The organism is Streptomyces cinnamoneus, assembly GCF_002939475.1.
Lineage (GTDB): Bacteria > Actinomycetota > Actinomycetes > Streptomycetales > Streptomycetaceae > Streptomyces > Streptomyces cinnamoneus_A.
The window spans coordinates 1,195,731-1,217,971 of sequence record NZ_PKFQ01000001.1 but is presented as its reverse complement, the minus strand read 5'-3'; the positions used below and the strand labels follow the sequence as shown (position 1 = coordinate 1,217,971).

Below are 22,241 nucleotides of genomic sequence, written 5' to 3'. Positions count from 1 at the left end.
GGAGCGACCCCTGTGTTGGACAAGGCCGCAGCGCCAGCCGCCGCCACCCCCGGCGACGACAAGAGCGGCCGGTTGCCCACCAGCGGCTTCGGCGCGCGCCTGATGCGTCGCAAGCCCGTCGAGCGCCTGGTCGCCGAGGGCGGCCAGGGCGAGGGCGGCAGCCTGCGTCGTTCGCTCGGTATGTGGCAGCTGACGATGATCAGCATCGGCGCCACGCTGGGCACCGGCATCTTCGTGGTGCTGGGCTCGGCCGTCCCCGACGCCGGCCCCGCCGTGGTGATCTCGTTCGTCATCGCCGGCCTGACCGCGCTGTTCTCGGCGCTCTCCTACGCGGAGCTGGCCGGCACCATCCCGGTCTCCGGCTCCTCGTACTCCTACGCCTACGCCACCCTGGGCGAGATCGTCGCCTGGATCTGCGGCTGGTGCCTGATCCTCGAGTACGGCGTCTCCGTCGCGGCCGTCGCGGTCGGCTGGGGCCAGTACCTCAACGAGCTCCTCGAAGGCACGATCGGCGTCACCATCCCCGACTGGCTGGCCAACCCGCCCGGCTCGGACGGCGGCGTCTTCAACCTGCCCGCCCTGCTCGTCGTGCTGCTGTGCATGGCGTTCCTGCTCGGCGGCGCCAAGGAGAGCGCCCGCGCCAACACGATCATGGTCGGCGTGAAGATCGTGGCCCTGCTGCTCTTCTGCGCCGTCGCCTTCACCGGCATCCGCGCGGGCAACTACTCCCCGTTCATGCCGCTGGGCCTGGGCGGCGTCAGCGCCGCGGGCGCCACGCTGTTCTTCTCCTACATCGGCTTCGACGCCGCCTCCACCGCGGGCGAGGAGGCCAAGGACCCCAAGCGGGACCTGCCCAAGGCCATCATGCTCTCGCTGCTGATCGTCACCGCCCTGTACGTGCTGGTCGCGGCGATCGCCGTCGGCGCCATGCCGTGGGACAAGTTCGAGGGCTCCGAGGCCGCGCTCGCCGGGATCATGAAGGACGTCACCGGTCACGGCTACTGGGCCGTCTTCCTGGCCGCCGGTGCCGTCATCGCCATCGCCAGCGTCGTGCTGACCGTGCTCTACGGCCAGACCCGCATCCTCTTCGCGATGTCCCGCGACGGTCTGGTCCCCAAGACCTTCTCCAAGGTCAGCAAGAAGGGCGTACCGGTCTCCAACACGGTGATCGTCTCGGTCTTCTGCGGCGTCCTCGCCGCGGCCGTACCGCTGGCCCAGCTCGCCGACGCCACCAGCATCGGCACGCTCTTCGCCTTCGCGCTGGTCAACGTCGCCGTCATCGTGCTGCGCTTCACCCGCCCCGCGATGAAGCGCAGCTTCCAGGTACCGCTTTCGGGTGTGCGTGTCCCCTTCGGTGACACCACGGTGCCGCTGGCCCCGGTCTTCCCCGCCGTCGGCTTCGCGCTGTGCGTCTACATGATGTTCAGCTTGGACGTCGTGACCTGGGAGGTCTTCCTCGGCTGGATGCTCGTCGGCCTGGTGATCTACTTCGCCTACGGCATGCGCAGCTCGCGTCTCGCCAGGGAGGCCGCGGGATCGCAGACCGCCCCCGCGGCCACCTCCGAGGCCGGGGCCAAGGCCGCTGCTCAGCCCGCCAAGGCGCCCGCGAAGCCCGCTGCGAAGGCGTCCGCCGCCAAGGCGTCCACCAAGGGCCGCAAGCGGCCCGCGAAGAAGTGATCTTCTTCCGCGCCGCCCTATGATCCCTGGCTGCCGGGTCCGCTCCTCGCGGTCCCGGCAGCCGTTCGGGCATTCGACGGCCCCGGCCCGGCCGTCCGGGGCGCGGAAGGGATCACATCCGATGAGCAGCCCCCACCTCCTGCTGACCGGTGACCGCCTCGCGCTGGGCATGCCCCGTGAAGCGATGCTCGCCGAATACCACAAATGGGAGACCGACCCCGGCACGATCCTCGGCCGCGGCAGCCGCTTCCCCCAGGCATGGGAGGCGCACGCCGAGGAATGGGACCGGCAGCTCGACGACCGGGACCACGCGCGCTTCGAGATCGTCCGCCTGAAGGACAAGCAAGCCATCGGTCTGACCGCACTGCGCGTCCATCCCAGGGAGCGCAGGGCCGAGTTCACGATCTTCCTGGCCCCGCCCCAGCGCGGCAAGCGCTTCGCTGAGGAGGCCACCCGCCTCACCCTGGACTGGGCCTTCCACCTGGGCGCGCTGCGCGCCGTGTGGCTCAAGGTCCTCGAACCCAACCGGGCCGGCATCACCGCCTTCGAGAAGGCCGGCTTCCGCCCCGCCGGCCGCTTCCGCAGGTCCGGACACTGGCTCGGCCAGCCCGTCGACGAGGTCCTGATGGACGCCCTGCTGGAGGACTTCCCCGGCCCGTCGGCCATGTGCACGGCACTGGGCAGCTGACCCCCGCGGCCGTCCTTCCGGTCGGGAACGGTGCCATGACGTGATCTACTGCTGGTAGCAGTAATAGATACACGGAGAAAAGTGATCCACCCGCCGTGCGATTGAACGAGCTCGACGAACGCATCGTGCATGCCCTGGCCGAGGATGCCAGGCGCTCCTACGCCGACATCGGGGCGGAGGTCGGCCTGTCCGCCCCCGCCGTCAAGCGGCGTGTGGACAGGCTGCGCGCCGAAGGGGCCATCACCGGCTTCACCGTCCGGGTGGACCCCGCGGCGCTCGGCTGGGAGACCGAAGGCTTCATCGAGCTGTACTGCCGCCGCAACACCTCCCCGGAGGCCATCCACCGGGGGCTGTCGCGGTACCCGGAGGTGGCGTCCGCCTCGACCGTCACCGGCGAGGCGGATGCCATCGTCCAGATCTTCGCCTCCGACATGCGCCACTTCGAACGCGTCCTGGAGCGCATCGCCGGCGAGCCCTTCGTCGAGCGCACGAAGTCGGTGCTGGTCCTCTCGCCCCTCCTGCGCCGCTTCAGCTCCGGCGCCCCCTCCTGAGCGACACCACCCCGGTGGCGACGGGGTCGGCGATCAGCAGATTGTCATGATCGCGACACCTTTCCGGCCGGAAGGCCGGGACCAAAGGGCACCCCCGTGCAACGAATCGCCGGACAAGGGCGCAAAGGCGCAACGAATAGCACGGTCGCGCGCAACGTCGACGCCTTGTCCGGCCAAGAGCATGCCCCGTACCGTCATGGCGTTTACCGAATGCGTGTTTGCCCCCACCCGCTCGACCAGCTGAATGAGGAACGCATGACGCCGCTGCGCACAGCCCTGTACCAAGGCCCCAGCGGCATTCCCTCCTCCACGGCCGACACCCTCGACGCGCTGGCCCGCGCCGCCCGCCGGGCCGCCGACGCGGGAGCCCGCCTGCTGCTGGCCAACGAGCTCTACCTCACCGGCTACGCTCTCGGCCGCGCCGTCCGCGACCTCGCCGAGCCCGCCGACGGCCCCGGAGCGCAGGCCGTGGCGCGCATAGCCGCCGAGCACGGCCTGGCCATCGGCTACGGCTACCCGGAGCGCGACGGGGACGCGGTCTACAACTCCCTCCAGGTCATCGGCCCGGACGGCGCCCAGCTGGCGCACTACCGCAAGACCCACCTCTTCGGCGCGTACGAGAACACCCACTTCACGCCCGGCCAGGAGCTCGTCGTCCAGGCCGACCTCGACGGAGTCCGGCTCGGCCTGCTGATCTGCTACGACGTCGAGTTCCCCGAGGCCGTCCGGGCCCACGCGCTGGCCGGGACCGAGCTGCTGCTCGTGCCGACCGCGCTGATGCGCCCGTACGAGATCGTCCCGCAGACGATCATTCCTGCCCGGGCCTGGGAGAGCCAGCTCTACATCGCCTACGTCAACCGCTGCGGCGCCGAGCGGAGCTTCACCTTCGCGGGCCTGTCCTGCCTCGCCTCCCCCGACGGGACCGTACGGGCACGCGCCGGAGCCGGCGAGGACCTGGTCATCGCGGACGTCGACCCGCAGCTGCTCAAGGCCTCGCGCGCGGAGAACACCTACCTGGTCGACCGCCGCCCGGAGCTGTACCCCCCGCTCACCTGACCGCGGGCTCGCTCGCCCCCCTTCACCCCCACCCTGCCAGTAGGAAGAGCTCAGCCGATGACGTCCACGGTGCCCACCGCCGTCCACGACGACGAGCAGGTCCAGCAGACCCAGCCGCCGATCACCATGTTCGGGCCGGATTTCCCCTTCGCCTACGACGACTTCCTCGCCCACCCGGCGGGCATCGGCCAGATCCCGGCGACGGAGCACGGAACCGAGGTCGCCGTCATCGGCGGCGGTCTGTCGGGCGTCATCGCCGCCTACGAGCTGATGAAGATGGGCCTCAAGCCCGTCGTCTACGAGGCCGACCAGATCGGCGGCCGGCTGCGCACCGTCGGCTTCGAGGGCTGCGAGGGCGACCTCATGGCCGAGATGGGCGCGATGCGCTTCCCGCCGTCCTCCACCGCCTTCCAGCACTACATCGACCTGGTCGGCCTGGAGACCAAGCCCTTCCCGAACCCGCTCGCCCCCGACACCCCCTCCACGGTCGTCGACCTCAAGGGCGAGTCGCACTACGCCGAGACGATCGAGGACCTGCCCCAGGTCTACCGCGACGTGGCCCAGGCGTGGAACGCCTGTCTGGAGGAGGGCGCGGACTTCTCCGACATGAACCGCGCCATGCGCGAGCGTGACGTGCCGCGGATCCGCGAGATCTGGGCGAAGCTCGTCGAGAAGCTCGACAACCAGACCTTCTACGGCTTCCTCTGCGAGTCCGAGGCCTTCAAGTCCTTCCGCCACCGCGAGATCTTCGGTCAGGTCGGCTTCGGCACGGGCGGCTGGGACACCGACTTCCCCAACTCCATCCTGGAGATCCTGCGCGTCGTCTACACCGAGGCCGACGACCACCACCGCGGCATCGTCGGCGGCAGCCAGCAGCTGCCGCTGCGCCTGTGGGAGCGCGAGCCGGTGAAGACCGTCCACTGGGCGCCGGGCACCTCGCTGTCGTCCCTGCACGGCGGGGCGCCGCGCCCGGCCGTGACCCGGCTGCACCGCACCGCGGGCAACCGCATCACGGTGACCGACGCTGCCGGTGACATCCGCTCGTACAAGGCGGCCATCTTCACCGCGCAGTCCTGGATGCTGCTGTCCAAGATCCAGTGCGATGACACGCTCTTCCCCATCGACCACTGGACGGCGATGGAGCGCACGCACTACATGGAGTCGTCCAAGCTGTTCGTGCCGGTCGACCGGCCGTTCTGGCTGGACAAGGACGAGGAGACGGGCCGGGACGTCATGTCGATGACGCTCACCGACCGCATGACGCGGGGCACCTACCTGCTGGACGACGGCCCGGACAAGCCCGCCGTCATCTGCCTGTCCTACACCTGGTGCGACGACAGCCTCAAGTGGCTGCCGCTGTCGGCGAACGAGCGCATGGAGGTCATGCTCAAGTCGCTCGGCGAGATCTACCCGAAGGTCGACATCCGCAAGCACATCATCGGCAACCCGGTGACGATCTCCTGGGAGAACGAGCCCTACTTCATGGGCGCGTTCAAGGCGAACCTGCCGGGCCACTACCGCTACCAGCGTCGGCTGTTCACCCACTTCATGCAGGACCGGCTGCCCGAGGACAAGCGCGGCATCTTCCTCGCGGGTGACGACATCTCCTGGACGGCGGGCTGGGCCGAGGGTGCCGTGCAGACCGCGCTCAACGCGGTGTGGGGCGTGATGCACCAGTTCGGCGGCTCCACCGACGCCACCAACCCGGGCCCCGGCGACGTCTACGACGAGATCGCCCCGGTCGAGCTGCCGGAGGACTGAGGACGCGAGGGCCGCGGCCCACGGGCCCGGCGGCCGGAAGGCCGGGGGCCGTGCCACCCGTGACCGCTGGGCTGACGCCGCGACACGCGTCAGCCCAGCGGCGTCAGCAGACACCGCCCCACCATTCCGACGCCCGCGTCGACGCGGTCCGCGAACTCCTCGGCCAGGTCGGGGAGTCCCCGGACGGCCCACAGCGCGCGGAACGAGGCCCATGCCGCGCTCCGGGCGGCGTCCAGAGTCCACGAGCCGACGAGATGCGTCAGAGGATCGGCCACGTCGAGCAGGTCCGGGCCCGGCATCAGCTCCTCGCGGATGCGCTCCTCCATGGACGCGAGGAGATCGCCGATCCGGTCGAAGTCCCCCTCCAGCGCCTCCGGCTCGGCGCCCAGAGCCCGGCAGGTGTCCGCGAGGGCCAGCGCCAGGTCGTGCCCGATATGGGCGTTGATCCCCGCCAGCGCGAACTGCAGGGGTTGGACTGCCGGATGACCCCGTAACTGGAACAGGGGCCGCCAGCAGGCCGGCGGTCGCCGCCCCACGGCGGCCTGGTCGACGGCATGCAGATACCGGCAGGCGAAGCGCACGTCCAGCTCGGCGGCGGCCCGCCGGTCGTGGAACCAGCCGCCCGCCACTCCGCGGCTCACCTCTTCCGTGACCGCCAGGTACACCCGGTTGAAGACGGCTACGCCGTCCCTGGGCGGAAGCGCGGCTTCCAGGCCCCGCATCCGCATCACCACCCAGTCGATGCCGGCGGGTGCCGCCGGCCGTGTCCCCGTGATCGCCATATGCATAGAGTGACAGATGAACACGGAGAGTAGGCGAATGGGCGGGTATTTACTCCGAACGGGTGAACGGGTCCTCAGGCGTCGCCACGAGCCGTGCCCGTGCCCCCGCCTCTCGTGCCACCGTCCCTCGCGCCGTCACTCGTCGTGCCACTGTTCGCCGCGCCGCCGCCCGTCGTGCCGCCGTCGGTCATGCGCGGCCCGTCGCGCCACCCGCCGCCGGCCCCCCGGCCGCGTCGTCGTCGTAGCCGCTGGTGCCGGCGTCCAGCAGCGGCTCCTGCTCCTTGAGGTGGGCGGGGGCCAGCGCCCGCAGCGCGTGGTAGCCGGTGATGACCACGATCGTGCCCAGGGCGATGCCGCTCAGCTCGAAGTTGGCGCTGATCTTCAGGCTGACGCCGCCGACGCCGATGATGACGCCCGCCGCGACCGGCACCAGATTCAGCGGATTACGCAGGTCCACGTTGTTGTGCACCCAGATCTGCGCACCCAGCAGGCCGATCATTCCGTACAGGATGACCGTGATGCCGCCCAGCACCCCGCCCGGAATCGCCGCCACCACGGCGCCGAACTTCGGGCAGAGGCCGAAGAGCAGCGCGAAGCCGGCGGCGGCCCAGTAGGCGGCGGTGGAGTAGACCCGGGTGGCCGCCATGACGCCGATGTTCTCGGAGTAGGTGGTGTTGGCCGGGCCGCCGACCGCCGTGGACAGGACCGTCGCCGCGCCGTCCGCCGCGATCGCGGTGCCCAGCTGGTCGTCCAGCGGGTCGCCCGTCATCTCGCCGACCGCCTTCACGTGCCCCGCGTTCTCCGCGATCAGGGCGATGACGACCGGCAGCGCGACCAGCGCGGCCGACCAGCCGAAGCTCGGCGCGTGCAGCGACGGCAGGCCGACCCAGTCCGCCTTGCCCACGCCCGAGAGGTCCAGGCGCCAGTGGTCCACGGCCTGCCCGCCGCCCCGCACCGAGTGGATCTTCCCGAAGAGCCGGTCGAAGACCCAGGAGACCGCGTAGCCGAAGACCAGTCCGAGGAAGATCGCGACCCGCGACCAGAAGCCCCGCAGGCACACCACCGCGAGCCCGGTGAAGAGCATCGTCAGCAGCGCCGTCCACTGGTCCTGCGGCCAGTAGGTGCTCGCCGTCACCGGCGCCAGGTTGAAGCCGATCAGCATGACCACCGCGCCGGTCACCACCGGCGGCATCGCGGCGTGGATGATCTGCGCGCCGAACCTCCGCACCGCGAGGCCGCTCAGGAACAGCACCGCCCCGACCACGAGGATCGCGCCGGTGACGGCCGCGCTGTCGCCGCCCTGCGCCCGGATGATCGCGGCGACCCCGACGAACGACAGGCTGCACCCCAGATAGCTGGGCACCCTGCCGCGCGTCGCGAGGAGGAAGAGGATCGTCGCGACACCCGACATCATGATCGCGAGATTCGGGTCAAGGCCCATCAAAACGGGTGCTACGAACGACGCGCCGAACATTGCGACCACGTGCTGGGCGCCCAGGCCCGCGGTCCGGGGCCACGAGAGCCGCTCATCCGGTCGGACAACGGCCCCCGGGGCGGGGGTGCGCCCGTCGCCGTGCAGAGTCCAGCGCACGCCGACGCCCATGGCTGCTCCCAAGCTGTTCCAGTGATGATCCGGACCATGCTAAGCCGCTCGGACGGGTGCTCCCGCTGCGCGCGGCCCGGGGAGACGGGCCCGGAGGGTACGCCCGGCGGGTTGCTGCGATCGGCGCAATAAGCACCTCGTAGGGCTGTATGGCCACGACTGCCAGCTGTTTATCGGTTCATGCGAGGTATGCGTGATCGTGTCCGATTTCCTGCAATTCAGGAGACACACATGCGTAAGCTCGTCGGCCGCACCGCGGCCGCCGCGATCCTCGCCGGCGCCACCATCGTTCCGGTCGCCGGAGTGGCCCAGGCCGCGCCGCAGGTCGCGTCCGTGAACCAGTCGTGGAGCTGGGACGACGACCATGACCGCGATCGCGACCACCGTCGCGACCACGGACGAGACCACGGACGCGACCACGGCCGCGACCGGGACCGTGACCACGGCCGCGACCACGGCCGCGACCGCGACCGCGACCGCGACCGGGACCGCGACCGGGACCGGGACCGTGACCACGGACGAGACCACGGACGTGACCACGGCCGGGACCGTGACCGGGACCGTGACCGGGACCGTGACCGGGACCGCCGCGACTGCGACCGGAACCGTGACCACGGCCGCGACCACGACCGGGGTCGCGACCGCGACCGTGACCGGGGACGCGACCGCGACCGCGACTGTGACCGCGACCGCGGGCGTCACCACGACCGCGACCGCGACTGCGACCGCGGACGACACCACGACCGCGACCGTGACTGCGACCACGGACGCCGTCACTACGACCGCGACTGCGACCACGGACGCCACCACAGCAGCTGGGGTGGCGGCTGGGGCGGCTGGGGTAACTGGGGCGGTATTTGGATCGGCAAGTGGCGTATCGGCGGCTGGAGCGGCGGCTGGGGTCACAGCGGCTGGGGTCACAGCGGCTGGGGCAACGACTGGGGCAACGGCTGGGGCAAGTGGGGCCACGGGAACGACTGTGGCGGCCACAGCAGCTGGAACCGGAACGACGACTGCGACCGCTGGGGCGGTGGGCACCACAACCGGAAGGACGACGACTGCGACCGTGGCGGCCACCACGGCGGCGGCCACCACGGCTACAGCGCCGTGATCTGACCTTCCGCGCCTGACGGTCCCCCTCCACCGCGGGCCGTGGCCCGACCCTTAAGGGGTCCGGGTACACGGCCCGCGGCGGCGTGTCGAGCAGGACGCCCCGTCGGCTCAGCGCCGGGCGGGGGAGGAGACGGCGGCCGTCTCGACGGCGTGGCCGGAAGGGGTGCGCAGCGCCCCCGCCACCACCGTCAGTCCAGCGGCCGTGACGGTCACCAGGGTGAACGACACGGTCAGCGAAGTGGCGTGCGCGAGCTGCCCGATGAGTCCCGGCGCCACCAGCCACGAGGTGTACGTGATGGTCGCGACGCCCGCGATGGCCCCGCTGGGCTCGGGACCGCTGCGGCCCGCCGCCGCGAAGGCCAGCGGCACGACGACGGCGATCCCCAGTCCCAGGAGCCCGAAGCCGGCCATGGCCTGTACGGCCTCGTGCGCGCAGACGACCAGGATGCCGCCCAGGCCCGCCAGCACCCCTCCGGCCCGCACCGTGCGCACCGGGCCGAACCGTCCGACCACCGCGTCGCCTGCCAGCCGGGCCACCGCCATCGTGCAGGAGAAGGCGGTCGTGCACGCCGCGGCCACACCGGCGTCGGAACCGATGACGTCACGCAGGTAGACGGCCGACCAGTCCAGGCTCGCCCCCTCGGCGAAGACCGCGCAGAACCCGACCGCCCCGATGGCCAGCACCGCGCGCCGCGGCAGGGCGAAGCGCGGCGGAGCGTCCTCGTCCGGCCCGGGGCGCAGGTCGAGGACCCCGTGGCAGACGAGCACGCCCAGCCCGAGGAGCACCACCGCGGCGAGCCCGAGGTGGAGCCGGGCGCCCGTGCCCGTGTGCGCCGCCACCGTGCCCGCCGCTGAACCGGCGAGCGCGCCCACGCTCCACATGCCGTGCAGCCCCGACATCACCGGGCGCCCCAGCAGTTCCTCCGTCCGCACGCCGAGGGCGTTCATGGCGACGTCCGCCATCCCGGACGCCGCTCCGTAGACGGCCATCGCCCCGCAGAGGGCCACCAGCCCGGGGCACAGGGCGGGCAGGGCCAGCGAGGCGCAGAGCAAGCAGAGCAGCGCCCGTAGGCCGGCGCGCGAGCCGTAGCGGTGCCCGACCCGCCCCGCGAGCGGCATGGCGAGGGCCGCGCCGACCGCGGGGCAGGTCAGCGCGAGGCCGAGCAGGCCGGGGCCGATGCCCGTGTGCTCCTGGATCCAGGGGATCCGGGTGGCGAGGTTGCCACTGACCGCGCCGTGCACGGCGAAGACCGCGGCGATGGCGAGCCGGGCCCGGCGCACCCGCGGGTCCCCGGGATCCGTCCGGCCGTCCGTGCTCCCGTCCATGGTGCGTCCCCTTCCGGCCCGGCCCACTGGTGGACCTCAGTGCATCAGCACGCGCCCAGGTCCTGCCAGACCCCCCACTCGCCGGTGGTGCTGGGTTCCTCGCCCCGGGTCCACCACTTCGCCTTCCAGGAGCGGGACTTCCAGGAGACGGTGGCGCCGCCGCCGTAGGCGACCGCCTTGTCCCAGGACGGCGCGACGCAGGTGCCGCCGGTGGGGGTGCCCGTCGGGGTGCCGGTGGGCGTGCCGGTCGGCGTGGAGGTCGGTGTGGGGGTGGCACCGCCCGGGTCGACCACGGTGGTGCCGCGGGCGAGGTCGCCGGCCAGGGCGTAGGTCCTGCCGCCGAACGAGACGGTCCAGTTGGAGGGCGTGGACGTCGGCAGGTAGTAGACGAAGTCGATGTCCGTCGAGGCGCCCGGCGCGAGCGGTTGCTGAGCCGGCAGCTTGACCGAGACGCGGTGGTAGTCGCCCTTGAGGCCGCCGATGTTGTTCGGCGCGGTGTGATCGCTGCGGACGACCTTCAGCCCCCAGCCGGACTGGTCCTTGGCGTTGCCCGGTGCGGAGGTGGCGTAGTCGAACTGGAACTCGGCGCCTCCGGGGATGGTGGTGCGGGTGTCGTTGACGATGTGGATCTTCGGGTTGATCGGGTAGTTGGAGTCGCCGAGGGGGAAGTTCGTGAAGCTCACGCCGAGGTCCAGCGCCTCGCTCGGCATGTCGGTCGTCGCGCGCCGGGCGCCGTAGGCGGGGGCGGCCTTGAAGGCGTCGTACAGCGTGCGGGTCAGGGTCGAGCCGGCGGTGTACTGGCCCTTCGCGGCGTTCCAGTCGTAGTCGCCGGCGAGTTCCCACATCATCGTCCCGCCGAGTCCCTTGTCGACGACGTACCGGGCCTTGGCCTTCACCGACTCCTCGTCCTCCGTGGAGAGGAAGACCTTCTTGTCGGCGTTCCACAGCCAGGGCGCGGTCAGGGTGGCGTCGTACTTGCGGGTGTACGAGCCGGTCGGTCCGGTGCCGGCCGGGAAGCCGTAGGCGCCGAGGTAGTCGCCGGCGATGCCCTTCTCGAGGTTCTTCGCGTGCCACATGGGGTTGGAGCCGGCGGGGGACTCCTTGCCGTCGTCGTCCTTGTCGTGCCACAGGTTGTCGATGCCGACGGCACCGTCACCACAGGTCGCGAGGCCCGAACCGGCGGGACAGGAGGCGGCCTTGGCCGTGCCCCACAGGCCGTCGGTCCCTCCGGCGACGTTCTTCCAGCCGCGCGTGTAGGAGGGGAGGCCCAGGTTGACGCGGCCGGCGGGGAGGGCGCCGCGGAAGTAGTGCTGCGCCCAGTCGCCGTTGAGGTAGCCGATGCCGCCGTACTGGGCCGCCGAGTAGACGCCCCACTTGGCGAGCTCGGCGTCCTTGCCGTCGTCGAACAGCGCGGCGTTCGGGCCGACGAACTCGTTCCAGGCGCCGTGCAGGTCGTACGACATCACGTTGACGTAGTCCAGGTACCTGGCCGACTGGTACGTCTCCATGCCGCGCAGCAGATAGCCCGAGGAGGGCGCGGCGACCGAGAGCAGGTAGTGCCTGCCGTCGGCGGCGCCGGCCCGGTCGAGCCTCTCCCGCAGGGTCTTCGTCAGAGCCGCGTAGCCCTTGTTGAGCCCGCCGCGCCGGGCGTTGGCGAGCACCCAGTCCTTGGGGTGCCCGGCGTCCTTCATCGAGGTCGGGTACTCGTAGTCGATGTCGACGCCGTTGAACCCGTACTTCCTGACGAATGCGACGGCGGAGTCGGCGAAGGTGTCGATGCCGGACTGGTTGACCGATCCGTCGGCGTTCGTCGCCGTCTTGTAGAAGCCCCCGGAGTCGACGCGCTTGCCGTTCTCGTCGATGTATCCGCCGGTCTCCGCCCAGCCGCCCACGGAGATGAGCGTCTTCACCTGGGGGTGCCGCTTCTTGTAGGCGGTGAGGAGGTTGAAGTGACCCTGGTAGGGCAGGCCCGGGTCCATCTCGGCGCCGGGGACGCCCGGCCAGGTCATGCCCGTCGCGGGGTTGCCGGGGCCGTCGGCGCCGACGGAGATCCTGTCGTCGGGGCCGACGTGGGCGAAGGCGTAGTTGAGGTGGGTGACCTTGTCCCACGGGATGTCGGAGGCGAGGTAGGCGGGGGTGCCGTCCTTGCCGGTGCGCCAGCCGGTGAAGTAGCCGATGACGCGGCGCTGGTGGTCGGCGCCCATCTTCTCCCGGCCGGCGGTGTCGTAGACCGAACAGTAGGGGACGGCGGCGCCCGGTGTGCTGTACAGGCCGTCGGGCCGGCAGGCGGACTGGTCCTCGGCGTGCGAGGCGCTCACGGGGAGCGTGCCGACGAGCAGGCCGGCGAGTGCGGTGCCGGCCGAGGCGAGGACCGTGCTCCGCCGGGCGCGCGGGCCGACGGGTCTCGATCCGGGGGGACGCATGCGGAATAACACGAGCGACTACCTCCAGTGGGGGGCTGGGAAGAGCGGTGAGGGGGGTGCGACGTGCTGTGGCCCGTGGTGTGCGCCCACCGACGGGCCCGTACTCCGCGGAGGTGTGGCAGAGGTTAAGAGGACTAGACCAGTGCGTCAATAGGTATGGACCAAATCGCCGGGGCTCGCGCCCCCGCGGCCTCCCGCGGTGGGCCGGCGATCGCCGATGTGAGGCCGCGCACTTTGTCAAGTCCCCGTGGACACCGTGGCGCCGCCCGGCGTACGCTTCGGAGCGTCGGATCCGCGTCCAAAAAATTCGCAGGTCAGACACCCAGTACCGTTAATGATCCACATTACGCAGCGCACTCCGGGGTCGGTGAAAGTCCGAACCGGCGGTTATAGTCCGCGACCCGGCCGCAGCCAGCGGCCGGTTGACCAGGTGAAATTCCTGGACCGACGGTTAAAGTCCGGATGGGAGGCAGTGCGCGGCGGGCACGCATCGGCACACCGTCGCAGGCGCGACGCGTGAGGCACCCTCGGTGACCTCCGCACCCGTCTCCGGCCGTGTGATCGCTTCTGTGTATCCGCTCGATCGTCGTCCCGTACGACAGCCCCGGAGTCCGTTGCCCGAAGAGGCAGGAGGACCCCGGTGGCCACCGCGACCGAAGCCGACGCGATGCGACGCGCCATCGAGCTCGCATCCCGCGCCCTCGGTTCCACCAGCCCCAACCCCGTCGTCGGCTGCGTCGTGCTCGACGCTGTCGGTCGCGTCGCCGGAGAGGGCTGGCACCGGCGCGCCGGCGAGTCGCACGCCGAAGTCGACGCCCTGCGCGCCGCCGCCGACGCCGGCCACGACGTCCGGGGCGGCACCGCCGTCGTCACCCTGGAGCCCTGCAACCACACCGGTCGCACGGGTCCCTGCTCCCAGGCCCTCGTCGAGGCCGGCATCGCCCGCGTCGTCTACGCCGTCGCCGACCCCAACCCCACCGCCACCGGCGGCGCCGCCACCCTGGCCGCCGCCGGCGTGGAGACCGAGGGCGGCCTGCTCGCGGACGAGGCCGCCGCCGGCAACGCCGCCTGGCTCACCTCCGTCCTGCGCGGCCGGCCCTTCGTCGTGTGGAAGTACGCCGCCACGCTCGACGGCCGCACCGCCGCCGCCGACGGCACCAGCCGCTGGATCACCTCCGCCGAGTCCCGGGCCGACGTGCACCGGCTGCGCGCCGAGGCCGACGCCGTCGTCGTCGGCTCCGGCACACTGCGCGCCGACGACCCCCACCTGGCCGTCCGCGGCCAGCCCACCCCGGGCCGGCCCGTCACCCAGCCGCTGCGCGTCGTCGTCGACACCCACGCCACGATCACCCCCGGCGCCCGGGTCCTGGACGACGCGGCCCCGACGCTCGTCGTCGTCGGCGAGGAGGCCGACACCCGGCACCTGCCCGGCGTCGACACGGTCCGCCTGCCCGGCGAGAAGGCCACCGGGCCCACCGGCGACGGCAAGGCGGGCATAGCGGTCCACGCCCTGCTGGGCGCGCTCCACGACCGCGGCGTCCGCTCCGTTCTCCTGGAGGGCGGCGCCACCCTCGCCGGAGCGTTCCTCGCCGCCGGTGCCGTCGACCGCGTTATCGGCTACCTGGCACCCGCCCTGCTCGGTGCCGGCCCCAGCGCCCTCGGCGACGCCGGAATCGCGACGATCGCCCAGGTGTTGCGCCTGGACGTCACCGACGTCGCCCGGCTGGGTCCCGACCTGCGGATCACCGCCACCCCCACCGTCCCCGCCACCGCTCCCGCCACCGAGGAGAACTGAAGTGTTCACCGGAATCGTCGAAGAACTGGGTGAGGTCGTCGCCGTCGAGGAGCTCGGCGACAGCTCCCGGTTCCGGCTGCGCGGCCCCGTCGTCACGGCAGACGCCAAGCACGGCGACTCGATCGCCGTCAACGGCGTCTGCCTCACCGTCGTCGAGACCGCCGACGGCACCTTCACCGCCGACGTGATGGCCGAGACCCTGAACCGCTCCAGCCTCGGCGCGCTCGCCCCCGGCTCCCGCGTCAACCTCGAACGCCCCATGGCGCTCGGCGGCCGCCTCGGCGGCCACCTCGTCCAGGGCCACGTCGACGGCACCGGCACCATCACCGAGCGCGTCCCCGGCGAGCACTGGGAGATCGTCAAGGTCGCCCTGCCCGCCGGCCTCGCCCGCTACGTCGTGGAGAAGGGCTCCATCACCGTCGACGGCGTCAGCCTGACGGTCGTCGAGGCCGGCGACGACTACTTCACCGTCAGCCTCATCCCCACCACCCTCGAGCTCACCACCCTCGGCACCAAGCAGCCCGGGGACCCGGTCAACCTCGAGGTGGACGTCCTCGCCAAATACGTCGAGCGCCTCCTGGGGCAGCGCGGCGAGAAGGAGACCGCCGCATGAGCGCCCTCGACTGGCTGAGCGAGGAGGCCTTCGCCGCCTTCGGCCAGCACGTGATCTGGTCCGACATGATCGGCAACTGCATAGGCCTCGCCGCCCTCGCCCTCGGCTGGCGCCGCTCCGTGTGGACCTGGCCCGCCCAGCTGCTCTCCGGCGTCGTCCTCATCACCGCCTACGCCTCCGCCCACCTCAGCGGCGGCGTCGGCAAGCAGCTCCTGGTCGTCACCGTCGCCCTGTGGGGCTGGCGCCAGTGGGCCGGCGGCCGGCGGCAGGCCCAGGACGGCTCCATAGCCGTCCGCTTCGCCACCTGGCGCGAGCGCGCCCTCCTGCTCGGCGGCACCACCGTCGGTACGCTCGCCGTCGGCTCCCTGTTCACCGCCGTACCGGAACTGTCCTGGAACCCCTGGCCGGACGCGTACATCTTCATCGGCACGCTCGCCGCCATGGTCGCCCAGGCCCGCGGACTCGTGGAGTTCTGGTTCGCCTGGCTGCTCGTCGACGTGGTCGGCGTCCCGCTCGCCTTCGACAGCGGGCTCGCCTTCTCCGGCCTCGTCTACGTCGTCTACCTCGTCCTCGTCCTGTGGGGCATGCGCGACTGGTGGCTGCGCTCGCGCACGAGCGCGACCCCCGCCACCGTTACGGAAGGAGTGGCGGCATGACCGCCGTACAGAGCTGGTACCCCTTCGGCGACGGCGAGGCCGACGTGCTGGCCCTCGACTCCGTCGAGCGCGCCGTCGCCGACATCGCCGCCGGCCGGCCCGTCGTCGTCGTGGACGACGCCGACCGCGAGAACGAGGGCGACCTGGTCGTCGCCGCCGAGAAGATCACGCCCGAGATCGTGGCCTTCATGATGAGCGAGTGCCGCGGCCTGATCTGCGTGCCCATGGAGGAGGCCGACACCGACCGGCTCGACCTGCCCCAGATGGTCGACCACAACACCGAGTCGATGCGCACCGCCTTCACCGTCTCCGTCGACGCGAGCCGGGCCCACGGCACCGACACCGGCATCTCCGCCGCCGACCGGGCCGCCACCATCCGGCTGCTCGCCGACCCGGCCGCCGTCCCCGCGGACTTCGTCCGCCCCGGCCACGTCTTCCCGCTGCGCGCCCGCCCCGGCGGCGTCCTGGTCCGCAACGGCCACACCGAGGCCGGCGTCGACCTCGCCCGCCTCGCCGGGCTGCGCCCGGCCGCGGCGATCGTGGAGATCGCCGGCGAGGACGGCGCCATGCTGCGCCTGCCCGAGCTGGTCCCCTTCGCCCGCAAGCACGGCCTGTCGATCATCTCCATCGAGGACCTGATCGCCTACCGCAAGTCCTCCGAGCCCACCGTGCGCCGGGAGGCCGAGACCCGGCTGCCCACCGCCCACGGCGACTTCCGGGCCTACGGCTTCCGCTCCACCGTGGACGGCGTCGAGCACATCGCGCTCGTCGCGGGCGACCTCGGCGACGGCGAGGACGTGCTGGTGCGCGTCCACTCGGAGTGCCTGACCGGTGACGTCTTCGGTTCGCTGCGCTGCGACTGCGGGCCCCAGCTGCAGGCTTCCCTCGAACGGGTGAGCGTCGAGGGCCGGGGCGTCGTGCTCTACCTCCGCGGCCACGAGGGGCGCGGCATCGGCCTGTTGCCCAAGCTGCGCGCGTACGAGCTCCAGGAGGACGGCCGCGACACGCTCGACGCCAACCTCGAACTGGGCCTGCCGGCCGACGCCCGCGACTACGCCTGCGGCGCCCAGATCCTCGCCGACCTGGGGGTGCGCTCGCTGCGGCTGATGACCAACAACCCCGACAAGACGGCCGCCCTGATCCGGCACGGCCTGAAGGTCACCGGCCGCGAGCCCATGCCCGTGCAGGCGGGGGAGCACAACCTGCGCTACCTGCGGACCAAGCGCGACCGCATGGGGCACGACCTGCCGTGGCTGGAGACCGAGCGCGGCTCCGCCTGCGGCAACCAGTGATCGACACGACCGAGGAGAGAAGAACGTGAGCGGCAAGGGTGCACCCGAGCTGAGTGTGAAGAACTGCCAGGACCTGCGGGTGGCCGTCATCGCCGCGCAGTGGCACGAGAAGGTGATGGACGGTCTCGTCGACGGCTCCCTGCGCGCCCTGCACGAGCTGGGCATCGACGAACCGACGCTGCTGCGCGTCCCCGGCAGCTGGGAGCTGCCGGTGGTCGCCAAGGTCCTCGCCGGCCGCGGCTACGACGCGATCGTCGCCCTCGGCGTCGTCATCCGCGGCGGCACGCCCCACTTCGACTACGTGTGCCAGGGCGTGACCCAGGGACTCGCCCGGGTGTCGGCCGATACCGGCGTCCCCGTCGGCTTCGGCGTCCTCACGTGCGACACGGAGGAGCAGGCCCTGGACCGGGCCGGACTCGAGGGCTCGGCCGAGGACAAGGGCCACGAGGCGGTCACCGCGGCCGTCTCCACGGCCATGACGCTGCGTTCGGTGTCCGAGCCCTGGCACTGACCGGTGGGGTGGACCCCGTAGGGTAGGACCACCATGTCCAAGAAGACGTTCGAGGAGCTCTTCGCCGAGCTCCAGCAGAAGGCCTCCGGCGATCCCGCCACGTCCCGCACCGCCGAGCTTGTGGGCAAGGGCGTCCATGCCATCGGCAAGAAGGTCGTCGAAGAGGCCGCCGAGGTATGGATGGCCGCCGAGTACGAGGGCGCCGAGGCCACCGCCGAGGAGATCTCCCAGCTGCTGTACCACCTTCAGGTGATGATGGTGGCCCGGGGGATCTCCCTGGACGACGTATACGCTCATCTCTGATCCTTCCGGATCAGCCCGACCCCCCGCTCCACCCACTTCTCCGTACGAAGGAAAACCACCTCATGCTGCGCATCGCCGTTCCCAACAAGGGTTCTCTCTCCGAGCCTGCGTCGGCGATGCTCCATGAGGCCGGCTACCGCCAGCGCAAGGACCGCAGGGAACTCGTCCTCGTCGACGCCGAGAACGAGGTCGAGTTCTTCTTCCTGCGTCCGCGCGACATCGCGGTCTACGTGGGCTCCGGCAAGCTCGACATCGGCATCACAGGCCGTGACCTGCTCCTCGACTCCGGATCCCGGGCCGAGGAGATCATGCAGCTCGGCTTCGCCAGCTCGACCTTCCGCTACGCGACCCGTCCGGGCACGGCGAAGGACGTCAGCGAGTTCGGCGGCATGACGATCGCCACCTCCTTCTCCGGCCTGGTCACCAAGCACCTCGCCGACAACGGCGTCGACGCCTCCGTCGTCCACCTCGACGGCGCCGTCGAGACCGCCATCCAGCTGGGCGTCGCCGAGGTCATCGCCGACGTCGTGGAGACCGGCACGACCCTGCGCAACGCCGGGCTGGAGATCATCGGCGAGCCGATCCTGAAGTCCGAGGCCGTCGTCATCCGGCGCGTCGGCGCCCCCGCCGACGACCCGAAGGTCCAGCAGTTCCTCCGCCGCATGCAGGGCGTCCTGGTCGCCCGGCGCTACGTGATGATGGACTACGACATCCGCGTCGAGCAGGTCGAGCGCGCCGTCGCCCTGACCCCCGGCCTGGAGTCGCCCACCGTCTCGCCCCTGCACCACGAGGGCTGGGTCGCGGTCCGCTCGATGGTCCCGGCCAAGGACGCCCAGCGGGTCATGGACGAGCTCTACGAGCTGGGCGCCCGCGCCATCCTGACCACGGGCATCCACGCCTGCCGCCTCTGACCGGCGGTCCGAGGAAGAGCCCCAGCCGTCCGAAGACCGAGCCGTCCGAGGAAGAACAGAAGTGTCCACCCCCGCGCCCCCGACCGGCCTGCCCGAGCTGCCCGTCACCTTCCGCCCGACCCGCACCCGGATCGTGCTGCTGAGCGTCGGCATCGCCCTGCTCGTCGTGCTGACGGCGATCTCGCTGCTGCTGGAGGCCTTCACCGCGGGGGACCGGGCCACGTTCATCGGCACGGGGCTGCTGATCCTCGGCGTCCTCGCGCTGCTCAGCCGTCCCCGGGTCGTCGCGGACCGGGACGGCGTCACCGTCGTGAACCTGACGACGAGGCGCCGCCTGGAGTGGGCCGAGATCGTGCGCGTCAACCTGCGCCGCGGCGACGCCTGGGTCCACCTCGACCTGGCCGACGGCACGAGCCTGCCGGCCATGGGCATCCAGCCCGGCATGGCGCGGGACCAGGCGGTCGCCGACGCCCGCGCCCTGCGGGCCCTGGTCGAGACGCACGGCACGGGCCGGTCCGCCACCTGACGTCACTCCCGTCTCCCGGGGGCGCCTGCCCGTACCGCGCGCCGGTTCCTTGATTACTCTGGTGCCACGGGCACACACGTGCCCCGCCCCGTACCGGGGCACCTGCGAACCGAGGAGTGACGTACTCCGGCAATGGACGGACCGTCCTGTAGTACCTGCGCCGCCCCCCACAGCGAGGCGGCGCCATGAGTATCACCGTGTCCTTGCTGCTGCTCGCGGCAGCCCTGCTCCTCATCCTGGCGAACGGCTTCTTCGTCGCCGCCGAGTTCGGTCTGGTGACCGTCGAGCGGCCCGAGGCCGAACGGGTGGCCGCCGAGGGCGACCACCGGGCCCGGACCGTGGTCGAGTCCCTGCGGGAACTCTCCTTCCAGCTCTCGGGCACCCAACTGGGCATCACCATCACCTCCTTGGTGGTCGGCATGCTCGCCGAGCCCGCCCTCGGGCGGCTGCTCACCGGGCCCCTCACCGCCGCGGGCCTGCCGGACGGCGCCGCCCCCGGCGTCGCCGTCGTGACCGGCATGCTGCTGGCCTCCGCCGTGCAGATGGTCGTCGGCGAGCTGGTGCCCAAGAACTGGGCCGTCTCCCGGCCGCTCCAGGTCGCCCGCTTCGTCGCCGGCCCGCAGAGCGTCTTCGCCCACTCCTTCCGGCCCGTGATCTCCCTGCTCAACGCGGTCGCCAACCGCATGGTCCGGGCCATGGGTGTCGAGCCCGCCGAGGAGCTGGCCTCCGCCCGCACCCCCGGCGAACTCGTCTCGCTCGCCAGGCACTCGGCCCGGGCCGGCGCCCTGGAGCAGGACACCGCCGACCTGTTCGTGCGGACCCTCTCGCTCGGTGGGCTGACCGCCCAGCACGTGATGACCCCCCGGGTGAAGGTCAGCGCCCTCCAGTCCACCGCGACCGCGGAGGACGTCCTCAACCTCACCCGTGCCACCGGCCTCTCCCGCTTCCCGGTCTACCGGGAGCGCCTCGACGAGGTCGTCGGCATGGTCCACCTCAAGGACGCGCTGGCCGTGCCCGGCCACGACCGGCTGCGCACTCCCGTCGGCCGGATCGCCGTCGCGCCCATGCTGGTGCCCGGCACCCTGCCCGTGCAGCCGCTGCTGGAGCGGCTGCGCAGCGAGCAGCCGATAGCCGTGGTCGTCGACGAGTACGGCGGCACCGCCGGGGTGGTCACGCTGGAGGACATCGTCGAGGAGCTCGTCGGCGAGGTCCGCGACGAGCACGACGCGGCGGACGCGGGCCGTCCCGAGCTCGCGCCGGTGGTCTGCGAGGACGGACGGCCGGCCTGGGACGCCGACGGCGGCTGCCGGGTCGACGTGCTGCGGCGCATAGGCCTGGAGGCACCCGACGGTCCGTACGAGACCGTCGCCGGACTCGTCGCCGGCCTGCTGGGGCGCATCCCCGTGTCCGGGGACAGCGCCGAGCTGCCCGGCTGGCGGCTGTCGGTGCGCCACGTCGGTCACCACCGCGCCGAGCGCGTGCGGTTCGTGCGCACCGGCGTGGCGCCGGGGGAGCAGCGATGAGCGTCCTGCAACTCCTCTTCGCCGTGGCTCTGGTCCTGGCCAACGGCTTCTTCGTGGGCGCCGAGTTCGCGCTGGTGTCCGTACGCCGCAGCCAGATCGAACCGAAGGCGGCGGCCGGGTCGGGCCGGGCCCGGACCGTGCTGACCGGCCTGGAGAACCTGCCGCAGATGATGGCGGCCGCCCAGTTCGGCATCACCGTGTGCTCCCTGACGCTCGGCGCGGTCGCCGAGCCGACGGTGGCGGCTCTGCTGGAGCCGGTCTTCCACGCGGTGGGGCTGCCCGAGGGCCTCATCCACCCGCTGGGCTATGTGATAGCCCTGGCCCTCGTGGTCTTCCTGCACCTGGTCATCGGCGAGATGGTGCCGAAGAACCTGGCCATGTCCGCGCCCGACAGGGCGGCGCTGTGGCTGGGACCGGGCCTCGTGGGCTTCGCCCGGCTGTGCCGGCCGGTCACCCGGCTGCTCGGCGCGTGCGCGCACGGCGTGCTGCGGCTCTTCCGCGTCGAGCCCAAGGACGAGGTCGAGGCCGTCTTCACGAGCGAACAGCTCACGCACCTCGTCGAGGACTCCGGTCAGGCCGGACTGCTCGGCCCGGCCGAGCAGGAGCGCCTGTCCGACGCGCTGGAGCTGGGCAGCCGCCCGGTCACGGACGTGCTGCTGGACCCGGCCACGCTGGTGACGGTCGACCCGTCGGTCACGCCCCGGGAAGTGGAGGAGCTGACGGTCAAGACCGGCTACTCCCGCTTCCCGATATGCGCGTCCCCCGGTGGTTCCTTCATGGGGTACCTGCACGTCAAGGACGTGCTGGACCTGGAGGACGCCGACCGGGCCGTCCCGCAGCACGTGTGGCGCCGCGTCGAGACGCTACGGGCCGAGCTGCCGCTCGACGACGCGCTGACGGTCATGCGGCGGGCCGCCGCGCACCTGGCGGCCGTGACGGACGCCTCGGGGCGGATGCTGGGGCTGGTCGCGCTGGAGGACGTCCTCGAAATGCTCGTCGGCGAAGTCCGCGACCCGGCCCACCGCGTGGTGCCGGTCGCGCGCCACGCGGAGGAACAGGGCGCCCTGGCGGGCTGAGGCCCCACGGTGCCGGCGGGGGCGCGGGCCCCCGCCGGCACCTCCGTGCTCCCCG

General features: G+C 72.0%; 20 protein-coding genes and 1 riboswitch. Of the genes, 16 read left to right on the top strand and 4 right to left on the bottom strand.

Annotated elements, in window-relative coordinates; genetic code table 11:
- Positions 1-12: 12 nt before the first annotated feature.
- The 5 genes from CYQ11_RS04800 to CYQ11_RS04780 all read left to right on the top strand — a co-directional run bounded on the left by CYQ11_RS04800 (position 13) and on the right by CYQ11_RS04780 (position 5,733).
- Entirely contained in the window at positions 13-1,677 is a 1,665-nt protein-coding gene (locus tag CYQ11_RS04800) for an amino acid permease (RefSeq protein ID WP_398780719.1), read from the top strand.
- A gap of 121 nt (positions 1,678-1,798) precedes the next feature.
- A complete protein-coding gene (locus CYQ11_RS04795; protein ID WP_099197612.1) occupies positions 1,799-2,365 on the top strand; it encodes a GNAT family N-acetyltransferase in 567 nt (188 codons plus the stop codon).
- A 95-nt stretch (positions 2,366-2,460) separates the two neighbouring features.
- Entirely contained in the window at positions 2,461-2,916 is a 456-nt protein-coding gene (locus CYQ11_RS04790; protein ID WP_086572781.1) for an Lrp/AsnC family transcriptional regulator, read from the top strand.
- Positions 2,917-3,171: 255 nt separating this feature from the next.
- Positions 3,172-3,972 (top strand): carbon-nitrogen hydrolase family protein, encoded by an 801-nt coding sequence (locus CYQ11_RS04785; RefSeq protein WP_099197611.1) that lies wholly within the window; start codon positions 3,172-3,174, stop codon positions 3,970-3,972.
- Between the two features lie 57 nt (positions 3,973-4,029).
- Positions 4,030-5,733 (top strand): flavin monoamine oxidase family protein, encoded by a 1,704-nt coding sequence (locus CYQ11_RS04780; RefSeq protein ID WP_099197610.1) that lies wholly within the window; start codon positions 4,030-4,032, stop codon positions 5,731-5,733.
- 89 nt (positions 5,734-5,822) lie between these two features.
- Here the strand turns inward: CYQ11_RS04780 and CYQ11_RS04775 are convergent, their stop codons facing one another.
- Together CYQ11_RS04775 and CYQ11_RS04770 are read right to left on the bottom strand one after the other, a co-directional pair.
- Positions 5,823-6,515, bottom strand: coding sequence for a DUF5995 family protein (locus CYQ11_RS04775; protein ID WP_398780717.1), 693 nt, complete (start codon positions 6,513-6,515; stop codon positions 5,823-5,825).
- A gap of 187 nt (positions 6,516-6,702) precedes the next feature.
- On the bottom strand, positions 6,703-8,118 hold the full coding sequence (locus CYQ11_RS04770; protein ID WP_099197608.1) for a uracil-xanthine permease family protein: 1,416 nt from the start codon (positions 8,116-8,118) through the stop codon (positions 6,703-6,705).
- Positions 8,119-8,349: 231 nt separating this feature from the next.
- Here CYQ11_RS04770 and CYQ11_RS29405 point away from each other — a divergent pair, with 231 nt between their 5' ends.
- On the top strand, positions 8,350-9,234 hold the full coding sequence (locus CYQ11_RS29405) for a hypothetical protein (RefSeq protein ID WP_181143583.1): 885 nt from the start codon (positions 8,350-8,352) through the stop codon (positions 9,232-9,234).
- Positions 9,235-9,339: 105 nt separating this feature from the next.
- Here CYQ11_RS29405 and CYQ11_RS04760 read toward each other — a convergent pair whose 3' ends face one another.
- Positions 9,340-10,557: an MFS transporter gene (locus CYQ11_RS04760; RefSeq protein ID WP_099197607.1), complete on the bottom strand. Its 1,218-nt coding sequence runs from the start codon at positions 10,555-10,557 to the stop codon at positions 9,340-9,342.
- A gap of 44 nt (positions 10,558-10,601) precedes the next feature.
- On the bottom strand, positions 10,602-12,980 hold the full coding sequence (locus CYQ11_RS04755) for a chitinase C-terminal domain-containing protein (protein WP_099197606.1): 2,379 nt from the start codon (positions 12,978-12,980) through the stop codon (positions 10,602-10,604).
- A gap of 349 nt (positions 12,981-13,329) precedes the next feature.
- A riboswitch (FMN riboswitch) is annotated at positions 13,330-13,460 on the top strand.
- 160 nt (positions 13,461-13,620) lie between these two features.
- Here CYQ11_RS04755 and ribD point away from each other — a divergent pair.
- The 10 genes from ribD to CYQ11_RS04705 all read left to right on the top strand — a co-directional run bounded on the left by ribD (position 13,621) and on the right by CYQ11_RS04705 (position 22,186).
- Complete coding sequence (ribD, locus tag CYQ11_RS04750; protein ID WP_099197605.1) at positions 13,621-14,775, top strand: bifunctional diaminohydroxyphosphoribosylaminopyrimidine deaminase/5-amino-6-(5-phosphoribosylamino)uracil reductase RibD; 1,155 nt, start codon at positions 13,621-13,623, stop codon at positions 14,773-14,775.
- Between the two features lies 1 nt (position 14,776).
- Positions 14,777-15,388 carry a riboflavin synthase gene (locus CYQ11_RS04745; protein WP_099197604.1) on the top strand — a complete coding sequence of 204 codons (612 nt, stop codon included), beginning with the start codon at positions 14,777-14,779 and terminating at the stop codon, positions 15,386-15,388.
- Entirely contained in the window at positions 15,385-16,044 is a 660-nt protein-coding gene (locus tag CYQ11_RS04740; RefSeq protein ID WP_099197603.1) for a nicotinamide mononucleotide transporter family protein, read from the top strand. The genes CYQ11_RS04745 and CYQ11_RS04740 overlap by 4 nt, the downstream gene beginning before the upstream one ends.
- Entirely contained in the window at positions 16,041-17,336 is a 1,296-nt protein-coding gene (locus CYQ11_RS04735) for a bifunctional 3,4-dihydroxy-2-butanone-4-phosphate synthase/GTP cyclohydrolase II (protein WP_099197602.1), read from the top strand. Before CYQ11_RS04740 ends, CYQ11_RS04735 begins: the two co-directional genes overlap by 4 nt.
- A gap of 25 nt (positions 17,337-17,361) precedes the next feature.
- Positions 17,362-17,847 (top strand): 6,7-dimethyl-8-ribityllumazine synthase, encoded by a 486-nt coding sequence (ribH, locus tag CYQ11_RS04730; RefSeq protein WP_099197601.1) that lies wholly within the window; start codon positions 17,362-17,364, stop codon positions 17,845-17,847.
- A gap of 33 nt (positions 17,848-17,880) precedes the next feature.
- Positions 17,881-18,150 carry a phosphoribosyl-ATP diphosphatase gene (locus tag CYQ11_RS04725; RefSeq protein ID WP_071963644.1) on the top strand — a complete coding sequence of 90 codons (270 nt, stop codon included), beginning with the start codon at positions 17,881-17,883 and terminating at the stop codon, positions 18,148-18,150.
- Between the two features lie 62 nt (positions 18,151-18,212).
- Positions 18,213-19,061 (top strand): ATP phosphoribosyltransferase, encoded by an 849-nt coding sequence (hisG, locus tag CYQ11_RS04720; RefSeq protein ID WP_099197600.1) that lies wholly within the window; start codon positions 18,213-18,215, stop codon positions 19,059-19,061.
- A gap of 61 nt (positions 19,062-19,122) precedes the next feature.
- Complete coding sequence (locus CYQ11_RS04715) at positions 19,123-19,587, top strand: PH domain-containing protein (protein ID WP_099197599.1); 465 nt, start codon at positions 19,123-19,125, stop codon at positions 19,585-19,587.
- A 185-nt stretch (positions 19,588-19,772) separates the two neighbouring features.
- A complete protein-coding gene (locus CYQ11_RS04710; RefSeq protein ID WP_181143582.1) occupies positions 19,773-21,110 on the top strand; it encodes a hemolysin family protein in 1,338 nt (445 codons plus the stop codon).
- A complete protein-coding gene (locus CYQ11_RS04705; protein WP_099197598.1) occupies positions 21,107-22,186 on the top strand; it encodes a hemolysin family protein in 1,080 nt (359 codons plus the stop codon). The genes CYQ11_RS04710 and CYQ11_RS04705 overlap by 4 nt, the downstream gene beginning before the upstream one ends.
- The last annotated feature ends 55 nt before the right edge of the window (positions 22,187-22,241 follow it).